The sequence below is a fragment of the Okeanomitos corallinicola TIOX110 genome, from assembly GCF_038050375.1.
Taxonomy (GTDB): Bacteria; Cyanobacteriota; Cyanobacteriia; order Cyanobacteriales; family Nostocaceae; genus Okeanomitos; species Okeanomitos corallinicola.
Genome location: NZ_CP150886.1, coordinates 1214980 through 1228693 on the forward strand (window position 1 = coordinate 1214980; position 13714 = coordinate 1228693).

4 protein-coding genes are annotated in these 13714 nt (G+C 37.2%); all 4 read right to left on the reverse strand.

The genetic code is table 11. The features are described from left to right. Positions 1-7: 7 nt before the first annotated feature. Entirely contained in the window at positions 8-3316 is a 3309-nt protein-coding gene (locus WJM97_RS05310; RefSeq protein ID WP_353931999.1) for a type I polyketide synthase, read from the reverse strand. Further along, complete coding sequence (locus tag WJM97_RS05315) at positions 3313-4674, reverse strand: polyketide synthase (RefSeq protein ID WP_353932000.1); 1362 nt, start codon at positions 4672-4674, stop codon at positions 3313-3315. Before WJM97_RS05315 ends, WJM97_RS05310 begins: the two co-directional genes overlap by 4 nt. Positions 4675-4808: 134 nt before the next feature. After that, a complete protein-coding gene (locus tag WJM97_RS05320) occupies positions 4809-6539 on the reverse strand; it encodes an SDR family NAD(P)-dependent oxidoreductase (protein ID WP_353932001.1) in 1731 nt (576 codons plus the stop codon). A 182-nt stretch (positions 6540-6721) separates the two neighbouring features. Beyond that, entirely contained in the window at positions 6722-12055 is a 5334-nt protein-coding gene (locus tag WJM97_RS05325; RefSeq protein WP_353933113.1) for a beta-ketoacyl synthase N-terminal-like domain-containing protein, read from the reverse strand. Between the last annotated feature and the right edge of the window lie 1659 nt (positions 12056-13714).

Here is a 13714-nt window from a genome sequence, read left to right on the forward strand (position 1 = left end):
GCAAGAATTATTTTTCTTGTTGTAGTAAGTTTTGAGCGCAAGCTAGTTGCAGTTGAATGATTTCACTCATTTGTTGACTGAATTCTTTTCTAGCTTCTAAAAAGCTAGTGTGTGCTGTTGTTAATTTTGAGTTGTTGCTAGTCAGTTTTTGATACTGTGATATTTTTAAATCATTCATCTGAATTTTAGGAATTGGGTTTTGACATGAGAATTTATGATTACAGGTTGCTTCAGAAGATTTTAATTCTTCTTGTGGTTTGAAACGGTTATCCATGATCGTTTTCATGGTTATTTTTTCTGGTTGTGGGTAAATGTGACTGGGTTTAATTTGGGATGATGGTTGGAGAGAATTGGTGATTTTATACTCTCTATGATTAGTAATTTGTTCTGATTTTTGATTGGGATCTTTTTGGAAAATTTTTCGGTTTTCTGTGTTCAGAATTTCAGCAGTTATGGAGTTTCCACCTAGTAAAACTTTTCTCAAGGTAGCTTTATTGTTTTTTGTTGTTGCGAGGGAAAGATTATACAAGGGAGAAATATCTAATTTCACTCGATGACTAAGGAGTTTTGCTAGTGCTTTAATGATGGATGTATGGTCATCTATACCACGACGATTTAAAGATACAGTGATATGTTCTTGGTTGCCTAAAATTTTATTTATCCACCTTGAACACATCCCACCAGCACCAGCTTCAATAAATACTTTTGCGCCGTCTTTATAAACACGATTTACTAACCGGGGAAAGTCTAATTCTTGACATAATCCTTTGGCAATATTATGGGCAATTACTTCACTCTCCAGGCTAATTGGTTGATATTCAGCCGCAGAATAACAGGTGACTCCAGGAATGTTTTGTGCTGGTACGTTGTTAATTTTGAATATTTCTGAGTATTCTGACTGCATTGCTGGTGCATGAATCACATGATCAAATGGTGCAGGAAATGCGTTACATCCCAGTTTTTTAATCACTCGTTCACAAGCAGCTGGTTCACCAGCAATTAATACTTCTTCTGGTGTATTAATCTGGGTTAAATAAACACGGGTTTCACTTTTTATTGCTTCTCTTACCTGTGTAGCACTGGTCATGAGAACGTAGTTACTCCACAAATTTTGATGATCATTAGCAGGGTTTTTTGGTAGTTGCCAATACTCTCTCACTGCATTTTTCTGTCCAGATAATCTATCACCAAATAATGCTGAGGAGTTAAAGGTATTACTTCCTTGATAAACTTTACTCCAAATACCTTGGGCAACCATCATACTGGTTTCACCTAAACTGTAACCAAAGATATATTTAGGTTTAATTTGAAAGTCGTTGTTGAGAATTGTCGTGATGAATCTGGTAAATAGTATTTCAGCTTCAAACATAGCGATAGAATCATCTAACAATTTCTTCTCTAGTTTTTCTAGCTCTCTGGTAGTTAATTTACTTAGGCATCTAGGAAATACTAGTTTCTCTACGTCGGCTGCGCGTTTGTAAAGACTTTTGACAACTGTATCATCAAAGGCATGAGGAAATAAACGAAATAGGGTACGACCAATACCTACATAAGTGTTAACAGCGGCAGGATAAACAAAGGCAATTTCACCATTTTTTCCTAGTGGTTTAGGTGTAAAATAACTACCAATAGGAGTTTGCCAATCTTTGCCATTTGCAAAGGCATTAGTTACTCCTTTTTTAGCGGAGTTTATTTCTTTGAGTAATTCTTTTTGGTTGCGTCCAGTGATTGATAGGGTATATTTTGAATCAGAATTTTGCTGAAATTTGATAAATGTCTGACTTGCAGTTGTTTTTAAACATTCACCATTTTCAATAGTTTTTTGCAAATTATCCAGTGCAGATAATAAGTTAGACTGGTTATCACCAGTAATAGGGAAAAGATTAAATGGTCTTGACTCTAAATAACTACGACTGTGTTCTTGTTGTTGAGTTTCTTCTGATAAAATCAGATGAGCAAAAGAGCCATCACAACCAATACTATTAATGGCTGAAATTCTACATTTAACATCTTTTTGTAAAAACCAAGGTCTGGACTCGGTAGCAACATAAAAAGGACTACCTTCCCATACTTGCGGTGTTTTTACACCAGACCAGTTGGGGGTTGCTGGTATATATTTATAGTAAAGAGCCAGGGCTGTTTTGATTAAACTGGCTATTCCTGAAGCAACAAAGGTATGGCCAATATTAGCTTTGACGCTACCCAAGGCACAATGTAAACCATCACCAACGGGTGGGTAAGCTTGGAGAATACCGTTAATTTCGGTTTCGTCTTCCTGGGATATACCACTACCGCAGACTTCTAAATAATTTACTGCCTGGGGTTGAATTCCGGCTTGTTTAAATGCCTGTTTGCAGACTTGGTTGATGGTAGCTGCATCTATGGCCATTGAGGAAGATTGACTGATACTTAAACCATCAATTATTGCATAGATGCGTTGATTATTCTGCAATGCTGTATCATGTCGTTGCAAAACTACTGCACCTGCACCTTCTCCTACGCTCCAACCATCAGCTTTTTGATCAAAACTGAGGGTATTTATGCCTGTATTTATCTTGCCAAATTGACTACGGAGTAAGACATTTTCTACACCACCGGCTAAGTCAACAGCACCTACAACTACTGCATCTACTTCCTGAGTAGTTAGTAGCATTTCTGCTAATTCTAAAGCTTTAAAAACTGCTGTTTCTACAGCGCTAATAGTGAAGGAAGGACCGGAGAAATTCCAGAGAGAAGAAATACGGCTAGCCATAATGTTGCCAACATAACTAACATATTCACCAATATCAACTTGGTGGTGAATACTATTTTTAACTATGCTTTCTAGCTTAGTAACTTTTTCTGGTGGTAAAGAAATTTCTGCCCCATTTAAACCATCTTTAATTTGCCAAGATGAATTCCACCGTTGTTGTAGTTGGTGTACAGATAATTCTGTATCAGCTGCAATAATTACAGCCACATTACTGTTAGGTTTAATTTTACCATCCTTGAGGGCGCGATCGCACACTTTTAATAATAAAGTTTGTTGGGGGTTGATTTTTTCAACTTCATTAGGAGGGATTTTGTAAGCTAAAGTATCAACTTCAAAATCTTTTATATAAGCACCTTCTGGAGCTTTTCCTGCTTCTAAACCATATTCTTGCAGTAATTTTTCTTGTTGATCAATTCCATGCCATCTTTTTTCAGGTAAAGGAATAAAATGTTGTTTTCCATCATAAATACTGCTCTCAAAAGCATCTAGTCCATCGCATTCACCAAAGCAGGCATCCATGCCAACAATTACAATTTTTGCAGCTTTATTTTCTTGGATACTCATTTGCTTACTTTCCCTTGTTCCAAAATTAAATGAGAATTAATTCCACCAAATCCAAATGCACTTAAACCAACATATTTAGTTTTTTTACTCTGCCAAGGTGTGGGTGTTCTGATAATGTTGTGAGGCGACATAACATTATTTTCAGAACCTATAGGTTGACTGACATTAATAGTTGCGGGAATAACATTATTTGACATACTTAAAATTGTCTTGGTTATTCCCACCATGCCAGCAGCAACGAGTAAATGACCAACATTATTTTTTGTTGAACCTACTAAAGGCTGGGCTTGATTTTTACCAAAAAAGCCTTCAACAGATTGAGATTCGGTGGTATCTCCTAAGAGTGTGCCAGTAGCGTGACACTCTAAATAATCAATTTTTTTGGGGTCAAGTTTTGCCTCAGCATAAGCTCTTTCATAGGCGGTAATTTGCCCTTGAGCATTAGGACTGAGCAGATGTTTACCCTTACCATCATTAGATAAACCATTACCACAGATTGTTGCTAAAATTTTGTCTCCATCTCTAACAGCATCACTGTATCTTTTGAGCATTACCATTCCTATACCTTCGGAGGTAATTAAGCCCCGTGATGATTTGTCTAGAGGGCGACTAATGCCGTTATCAGGATATCCTTGAATACCTGAAAATAACATTCTTAAAAATAACGGATCTGAAGCACTAATAGCACCAGCTAACATCAAATCTGCTTTACCAGATTGTAAGTAATGGGATGCTAATTTAATGGCATAAAATGATGATGAACAGGCAGCATCTATACAGCAATGAGTTCCAGAAAGTGCAAAGGCACGGGAAATTATGGCGGCAGGTAAACCAGAAACCATCGCATTATATGGTGATGCTTTGGCTGTAGTTAATCTACCACCTAAACGGAAATCTTTTTCCTGTAAAAGTTCACTAATGGCAGGTTCAATTGTTTGCTGATAAATAGGTGCAAATAATTGATTAGATGCCTGAGTTGGTAAAGCTAGAGTTCCTAAAATTACGCCGCATTTAGAGAGTGCAGATTTATTTCCCCAATAGCCACTGTTAATAATTACTTGTTTCGCTGCATACAGTGACCATTTAAAAGTTTTGTCTAGACTTTCGATAAATTCCCCAGGTAAATTATACTCCTTGGGGTTAAAGTCAAAGTTACGGATAAATCCACCTTTTAAAAAGTAGAATTTATCCGGTTGACCTTTGGTAGCATCATAAAATATGCTAGGATCTAAATCTAAATCGGCAACACTAATATCAGATGTTGATTCCTTTGCTGTGCTGAGATTCTGCCAAAATTGTTCAGGATTTTGTGCGTCTGGAAAGAGACATGATAATCCAATGATGGCTATTTTTTCCACTTTTGAAATCCTCGTTGGGGTATGAAGGAAATCAGTAATTTTCTCACCCAGAGACGCAGAGAGAGCTTTTTACTTTTTCCCTTAGTTTTTAGGATTTACGCGATTCCCCCAAACGTGGTTATTCAGTTATCTATTTACTTTTTGTTTAACATTTTCATGGGCCAAATTACTGCTTTTGCTCCTAAAATACGAGAGTATATTTTTCCTTCACGACTGTGGATAATGAAGTTAGCAGTTGCTCCTGTATCTGTTTTATTTTCAATTTCACAGGACACATAAAATGGTACATTGAATGGTACGGCTAAAAATTGTTCAGAGTATGTTAATTGTCCTGGTAAACAAACTTCTTGATGGAAATGATTTAACCATAACCATAGGGTTTGGGTACTCAAATCAATTATGTAAGGATTATGCCATTTAACGGGAAATTGTCCTTGCTGTTGGGCGGTGATTTCTTGCCAGCAACATTCGGCTGTCAGTTTTTCTGGACTAATGTTTAAAACTCTGGTAATTTCTTGGAAAGCTGGGCCATGAAATAAGGATAAATCACCATTTTGATAAAAATCTTTACCAGTGGTAGTAACGATATTATCTTCTCTGAGATCCATTGATTCATAAATAGGTGCTTCTGGCATATTTCTCACCAATTTAATCAGAGAACTAAAGTGATAATGAGTTCTTCCTTCTGGAGTTTTACTTAATATTTTAGTCTGAAATTCAATAAAATCACCGTCATTTTTAGAAATTTCTTGTATTTCTAAAATATGTTCCTGAGCTAGACTTGCGTTAAAGGTAATTCCTTTCAAAACCTTGAAGTCTTGACAACTCAAATATCTGTAACCTGGATAAATTTCTTCACAACCATTAACCATCCATGATTTAGCACAGGTAGCTGGTAAGACTGGTGTTCCGGCAATAGTATGATCATGTAAAAATGGGTTTTCTGCTAATGTTATTCGTCGTCGAATGCGATGAGTACGAAGTTTTGAACCTAAAGACATGGGTGGTATTTTCATGGGACTACCAATCACCACCTGTGTATTATTTTGATAGGCTGGATGCAGTTCATTTACTAACATTTGACTGCCTATTTCTACAGGAATAATCTCAATTCCTCTTTCCGCAAATGCTTTTTTAAGTTGTGGTGTCACCATACCACTATCCCAACCACCCCAGTTAATTGCAACTACATGAGTTTGAGGGTAATCTTTTTTAAATTGATGAGCTGATTTGTTGAGAATTTCGTTAGCGATCGCATAATCACTTTGTCCAATATTACCATAAAAACCTGTGACAGAAGAAAATAATACTAAATGCTGTAATTGCTGAGGATTAATACAATTGAGTAAATTTTGTAATCCTTGCACTTTGGCAGTGTAAACTTTTTCAAAATCCTCTGAGGTTTTCTTTTCAATTAACTTATCTGCTAAGTTACCAGCACCATGAATAATGCCTGTAATTTGACCAAATTTTTGAGCAACAGTAGTAAGTTTTGCTTGTAAAGCTACTGTATCAGTAACATCAACACTGATATATTCAGCTTTTGCTCCTGCTGCGGTAATTGCTGCTAAAGTCTTTTTAATTTCTCGGCTAGAATTAATCTGATTAAATATCTTTTGTACCATTATGGGTGTGGGTTTCTCGCCTTGAGAAATCAAATTTTCCATGATGCGTTTTTTTAGGGCTGCATCTTCTAAACAATCAATTGCATAATCTGGTTCTGGGGTAATTTCTGAACGCCCTAAAAGAATAAAATTACCAGATTTTTGTTGTGCTAATTTAATTGTACATTGGGCTGTGATTCCCTTACCTCCACCACTGACTACGAAAACAGATGATGGATTAACTTGAAGTTTTGCTGTCATAATTCCTCGGTAATGAATTAAAAACTTTAAATTTAAATACAGAAGTCAGAATATTTCATGAATAGATTTATGTTTTTTTCATGCCCAGATGTAAGAAATAATAAACAACCTTTTATATATTCATCTCACACCTGACATGGCTCTACTCCTATTTGTATGGTGGGCAATGCCCACCCTCAAAGTTATTCGGCTTCAGCTATGAGTGTGACTCGTCCTTTAGAACTATAACCAACTTCCCCAATATATCGGTTGGAATCATGCAATTCAGCAACAATATATTCTGCTGATTCATGTGGGTCTAAGTTGGGATTTAAATCAATTGCTCTCAAGAATACTTGTGGCCATTCCCATCTCAAACTTTTGGTTAATCCAAATAATCCACCACCGATAATTCCTAAGTTTTCTGTATGCTCTAAGCCAAATGCACCGTCGAGATAGGCAACTGTACAAAAACTAACTCTTCCCTCTAAATTAGCGGCTGTATTGAGTGATTGTTTAAGATGTTTTGCCATCAAAAATACCTGTTTAACAATCGCTTTTTGAGTTTCAGAAGAGGATGTTAATTGTGGATGTAGGTGAATGAATGCCCCAATCTTACCGTGTTGTATGGTGATACTCTGTAATAGTAATTGCAGATGTTCTTCACTCATGTTTGCCAAGGTAATACGGGTAACTCCTGATGGTAAAGGTGCCTGTTCAGGAACTAATGATTGGGGGAAACTCAAAACTACTACTTGCCAATTTTGCTCTATGAGGGCGTGAGCTAGTTTGGTGGTGGTGAGAGAACCATCATCGGTGATTAAACCTATGTGTCCCTCTGGTAGTGTGCATTCCCAAAAATCCGGTCTGGGTAAGGTTTTAAGCTTGGCGGGACGACGGGGCAGGTTTGGGTCTACTGGTGGTGGAGGGGTTAAGTCCACCACTTCTACTCTGCTCATGTCTGCGGTTATCGCGTCAGCATCAAGCTTTTTTTTTTCACCCGCCACCAGTTGCTGGAGGTAGTTCACTATCTGTCCAATTGTCCGTAGGTCACCTAGTTCTTCTAGGTTGGGTTTAGGTAAGTCTGGATATGCTTCTTGCAATCCTCCCAGTATTTCTACCCGTTTGATGGAATCAATGCCCAGGTCGGCTTCCATATCCATGTCTAGTTCTAACATCTCGACTGGATAGCCTGTTTTTTCACTGGTGATGTTTAACAGAGTTTGAGCTATATCAGCATATTGGTTGTTGTCGCTTGCTGGTTCAGGACTGGGAAGGGGTGACTGGGGAGTAATTATTAACTCTTCTTTTACTACTTCTGTAACCTGTAACCTGTCACCTGTCACCTGTTTTTCTAGGTACTCGACAACTTGACCAATGGTGCGTTTTTCTGCCAGTTCTTCTAAGTTGGGTTTGGGGAGGTCAGGGTATAATTCTTGCAATCCACCTAGTATTTCTACTCGTTTGATGGAGTCAATACCTAAGTCGGCTTCCATGTCCATGTCAAACTCTAACATTTCGATGGGATAACCGGTTTTTTCGCTAGTGATGGAGAGGAGATTTTGACCTAGTTTTTTAATATCAACCCCGGTGTTTGTAGGTTCAGAAACTAAGGCTACTGGTGCTACTGGTTCAACAATAGGAGCAGGTGTTTCTATGACAGGTTCGGGAATTTTTGCAGTGGTAACTTCTACTTTTACAGGTGCTTGATTTTCTACTATTTGGGGAGTGGGAGAAACTACAGTTTCTGCAATAGCAGGTTCTGATTGTTGGGGCATCAATTCCCGTAAACTTTGGGTATGAGCTTCGGTAAATTGTGGCGGAATTACTGTTTCGGTTGTTTCTTGACCTTCAATTAGTAAAGAATATTCTTGTTGAATGAGTTGGAAAAAGTTTTTAGTGTATTCTACTTGTTCCTTCAGATATTCTTCGTGAATGCGGAGGGTTTCAGCTTGTTGGTTATGAAACTGCATCATGCTCCGCTCAAAACTTTCCATAACTACTTGTTTTAGTTGGGCAGTTTCTGAAGATTTACTATTAATAATTATGTTGTTTTGTTGCTGCATCAATTGGAAAAATGTCTTCGCATATTCCATTTGATGACCTAGATAAGTTACATGAATTTGTAAGTTATCACCTTGGTTGTGTTGGAACTGGTTAAGCAGGTTTTCTAAACTTGACAAAACCTGCTGGAAGTTGGTGTTGTTATCTGGTGTTTTCATTTGCCCTCCTAGACGCTCTGCAATTGCAGTTTGGCTGACTGTAGGTAATAATTCTTTGGATGCAGGATTTGCATTTATAGGTGTAGCAGGATTCATCTGAGGAACTGTTTGCAAGTTAGTGATGACTGGGTTTTTCTTGTTACCGTTACCATTAGCATTACCATTTCCGTTACCATTTTTGCCATTGCTGGTAGGAATTATGGAGGTTGCTGGTTTTTGAATTTCTAAGGTTTTAGATTCTTGAATTTCTTTAGGTTTCGATTCTTGAATTTCTAGATTCTGAGCATCCTGTAACCCTTGAATTTTGAATCCATCATTGAGTGCTTCATTAAAGGCATTTTTGGTTTTATCGGAAATGTAGTTAATGCCTTTTAATTTGACATTTAAGACTTTTTTACTGGAAACTTCAGGTAATTTTTCTGGGAGTTGATAGGGGTCGAGGTTATCTAAAGCCATCCCAATTACTCGCAGTTGGATTGCCGCTTCCTTGAGGGTGCGATCGCTGTCTTTTTTAGTGCTAGGATTAAGGGATACGGTAATATGTGGCCGCTCACCTAAAATATCTTTAACCAAGTTGCTGAGAATTCGTTTTGGGCCAAATTCTACAAAGCAATAACCACCAGCAGCATAGATATTTTCAATCTCTTGCTTGAAGTGTACGGAACTAGAAAGGTGACTTTCTAAGATTCTTTGAATTGCCGATGGTTCGTGGGGATAATGTTTACCAGTGACGTTACTGAAAACAGGCAGTTGGGGATTTTTGAAGTCTACAGATTTGGTAGCAATGGCAAAGGATTTTTGCGCAAAGGCAATTAAAGGTGTGTGGAAAGCAGCGGAAACAGGTAAAGGTATGGCACTGTAACCTAGCTTTTCAAACTGCTGCTGAATTTTCCGAATTTCCGCAGTTGGACCGGCTAAAACAACTTGTGTGGGAGAATTGAAATTAGCGATCGCAATTTGTGGGAAACTCTTTAATACAGCCTCTACTTTGCTGATATCTTCCTTCACCGCTAACATACTACCCGCATCATGGTCAGGGTCTTTCGGCGCAGCCATCGCTTGCCCCCTAGACTTCACCAAGTACAAATAATCTTCTTCACTCAGCACTCCCGCAGCCCACAAAGCGGTCAATTCACCAAAACTATGTCCGGCGGCAAAATCTGATTTAAACCCAGCTTGTTGGAAAATAGAATACAAACCTGCACTAAAAACACCAATTGCTGGTTGTGCATATTCAGTTCTTTGCAAAGCTGCAATTTGTTCTTTCTTCTCAGCTTCATTAAAGGTGGGATGGGGAAAAACAACTTCCGAAATAGGCTGCAAATTATCTTTAATTAACATCCCATCCATCGCCCCATACAACCTTCTTAAAGCAGGGAAATTCATCACCGCTTCTCTACCCATTTCCAGGTATTGAGAACCTTGTCCAGAAAATAAAGATACAACTTTTCCAGCTAATTCCATTCCCGCAGCACGGTAATAAATACCTTGGGGATGTTCCCACGCATCTGCTGAAGACTTATTTTTCAGTAAATCAATACTAACTTTTAGTAACTTACACGCCTCTTCTTTACTTTCAGCAACAAAGCCAATTCTAGCCGCAGTTTTCGGAATAGTTACAGACTTTGATTCTAGAATCAACTGTGAATAATATCTTTCTCCATCATGGGACTGCAAATTATTAAAAGTTGCTTCTAACTTAGCAATCAATTCTGCTGGAGTTGAGTCAAATAATAACACTTCACCCGCTGCATTATGTAAACGATAAGGTTGTTTTTGTTCCGCTTCGTACTCTTCCAAAACCACATGATAATTAGTACCACCAAAACCAAAGGAACTTACCCCCGCACGTCTTGGTGCTTCACCTTCTGAGCGTAGCCAAGGTCTAGTTTCAGTGTTTAAATAAAAGGAAGAATTTTCAATATCTAGCTTAGGATTTGGCTCGGTAATATTGATAGTTGGTGGCAGAATTTTATGGTGTAAAGCCAGGGCAGTTTTCACCAAACTAGCAGCACCAGCAGCAGCTTTTGTATGTCCAATTTGGGACTTTACACTCCCTAAAGCAATATGCTGTTTTTTGTCATCATACTGATTTAAGAAATCCCGCAAAGAACCGAATTCTGTAGGGTCTCCCGCCATTGTCCCAGTACCATGAGCTTCCATTAAACCCAAAGTTGCTGGAGAAAAACCCGCATCATTGTAAGCACGTTCTAAGGCTTTAGCTTGTCCTTCTTTTCGTGGAGCATAAATACTCTTGTAACGCCCATCACTAGAAGTACCAATACCCTTAATTACCGCATAGATTTTATCATCATCTCTGACCGCATCTTCCAAACGTTTTAGTACCACCATAGCGATACCTTCACCTAACATCATGCCATCTGATTTAGCATCAAAAGGTTTGACATTTTCACTAGGAGTAACCGCCGGAGTTTTACTAAAAGAAATATAAGCCATGATGGTGTTATCGGTATCCACACCACCAGTCAGCATCATATCGCTGCGGTGTTCTACTAATTCACTAATAGCCATTTTTAAAGCGCCAAAGGAACTAGCACAAGCAGCATCAACAACACAATTCATGCCGCCAAAATTGAGGCGGTTAGCAATTCGTCCCGCTACCACATTTGCTAACATTCCAGGGAATGCATTTTCATCCCATTTAACATAAGCACTTTTAATTTTTTCAACGATTTTCTGAGTATCTTCATCAGATAAACCGCTACTTTTTAGCACTTTTTCCCACACAGGATATTCTAATCTGGCAGATAATGGCATCCCTAATTGTTTCGCCATGGCCACACCTAAAATCACCCCGATGTTCTCGCGGTTAAATTCACGGGATTCACCATAACCAGCATCTTCCATTGCTTCTTTGGCAACCACTAAACTTAATAGTTGCGATACATCAGTAACTTCTAAAATGCTGGGAGGAATACCAAATTCCATCGGGTTAAAATCAACTTCAGGGATAAAACCACCACGTTTACAATAGGTTTTATCCTCTGGAGTTCTGGGGTTAGGGTCATAGTAATCTTTAATACTCCAGTGGGTTTCCGGAACATCAGTGATACAATCTTTTTTATTAACAATATTGGCCCAGTATTGGCGTAGGTTTCTAGCTTGTGGTAGTAGAGAAGCCATACCTACAATTGCAATCGGGTTGTGTTGCAATTGTCTGTTAATTTTGTTAGTTGAAATTTCGTTTCCTGACTTCATCTTTTTTTCCTCTATAAACCGAATCAAATCCTTTTCACAACTATTAATAAGGCTGTCTAACTCTGCCAAGGCAGTATTAATTGAATCAGCAGACATCATGGCATAGAGTAATTTTGAGGACTGTAAATTGTTTAGCTACAGTAATTTCTGTGGCTCATACATAAATAAGCAACCTATGTTTTCTTACCAAAATCACTTGATGTAGCTATGTAAGAAACTAGGCTTTTATCCATCAACACCACACAGTAAACACTGCCTTGATTTCCTATCCAAATCATTGCTGTTGTAAGTATTCTTACTTTTAAAGCTAATGCTAAAAGTATCTATTTGATAAGTTATCAAATTATCAAACATCCTGAATTCTTACCTATCATTGTTGGTGTATTGATGAAAAATATTAACACTGTAAACTTGTAAAAATACTATACAAGGTTGTCTTTCATTTTGTTGTTTTATTGGTAACTGTATGGAGTAATGCGGATACATCTTTTATAAATAGATTCTAGCCGCACAATTGCAGAAAATTGACACAAAAGCTACTCAATATTGTCAACCTGGTTAAATAATTGCAGCTAGATAAAATTAGCAATTGGTCTTTTTATCTTACTATTGAGATGATCTAGCTTCAATCCAGAAACGTAACTGGTGCTAATCACAACGTTCTGTATTTTAATAAAAAACATAGCCAGTTTCACCGTCCAGGATAATATATTTTATGACATTCAAGCAATAAAAGCTGACAAACTCGTTACAGAAATAACATCACCTTGAATTTGGATTCATGCCAGGTGGAAAAATACTTAAACAGGTTGATTGTTAGTTTTACAATTCGAGGTTTATAGTATTTATTCTGTTTTACTGTGAGTGAATGGAATAATTACCATGTTGCTTTTAAATGTTGAATTAATAAAAAGACTAGCATGGTTTTTAGAAATTGAATAGTTCACTGCAAGTAAGTTTAGAAAAAAATTATTGGCCGATTAATTCACTTTTTTGCCTCTAGCTAAGATAATCGTATAATCTTTAACTAAAATTTCCATCAGCAGGATTCTATAAATTAAGTGTATCACAGGATTTTTTTCGGTTAGCATTAGGCTTGAGAAATTAATTGTTTGGAAAGTTACAAAACATTAAATACACAGATAGTTCTTGTGAACATAAATCTATTTCATCTCAAGAAAATATCATAATTTGGCAAGATTTTTTGATGAATTTATAAGATAACTCAGATTGTCAACTAAAGTAGTTATTTATAAAGCAAATCTTAATTTAGTGGATGTAATAGTCTCAACATAATTACCTCAATTTAGACCCTGCAAAACAGTTATCTTGTAATGAAATCTGCATATTTTTACTTGATAAAGCCTCATTTGATAAGACAAATACAGACTTAATCATAGATTTGTGGGTTTTTCAGGTGTAATTTATTTAAAAAAATAGCCGCTTGCTGGTTTTGAGTGCCAAAATAATAATTAATGTCAGGATATTTAGTCCAAACTATAGAGTTGACATAATTGAATGTTTTTGGCAGAATTAAGCTTGAGATTATTGATTTTTTCATGCCATCACATCAACAATTCCTTATATCTGGAAACCAATATTTTTAGTGAGCTTGACTGTATTTGACGCTACTCCACATAATTCAAATTCAAGCTAAAACTAAAGAAAAGTAACAGTAACATCTCTATTGATTTCGCCTTTAATTTTGTTATCAAGAGCGATAGCAGAAAGTAAGAGCTAAAAGGCAAATGGATA